The 517-nt window shown below is 37.9% G+C and carries 1 protein-coding gene; it reads left to right on the top strand.

Annotated features, from left to right (window positions below):
• Positions 1-491 (top strand): Uma2 family endonuclease (locus HMPREF9073_RS04360; RefSeq protein WP_009412797.1); only part of this gene is annotated, 491 nt, incomplete at its 5' end.
• Positions 492-517: the final 26 nt, after the last annotated feature.

Consider the following 517-nt stretch of genomic DNA (forward strand, 5'->3'; position numbering starts at 1 on the left):
TCCTCAAAGGAAAGCTCTTCAAGATGTCAGCACCTTCTCCTGCACATCAGGTGGTACAAAGCAATCTAAATATAGAATTAGGATTGTATTTCAGAAATCAAAAATGCCAGATATACCCAGCCCCCTTTGATGTGCGTTTGCCTGCAAAAGGCGAAACAGGTGATGCTATCCATACAGTAGTACAACCCGACCTTTGTGTGGTATGCGACCGTACAAAAATTGATAGCAGAGGCTGTATAGGAGCCCCTGATTTGGTAATAGAAATCATATCACCAGGTAATTCAAAAAAAGAACTTAAACAGAAGTTTAAACTCTACGAAGAAGCAGGAGTACGTGAATATTGGGTGATACACCCCACAGAAGAATATGTAATTGTAAATGTATTGGAAAACAACCACTATAAAACGCTCAGCCCCATAGTAGATGATGAAGTGCATTCGGTGATATTTCCCACCCTAAAAGTACATACAAAAGAGATTTTTAGAAATTAAAATTAAAATATGACGATAACAAACAT

The sequence above is a fragment of the Capnocytophaga sp. oral taxon 326 str. F0382 genome (assembly GCF_000318295.1).
Taxonomy (GTDB): Bacteria; Bacteroidota; Bacteroidia; order Flavobacteriales; family Flavobacteriaceae; genus Capnocytophaga; species Capnocytophaga periodontitidis.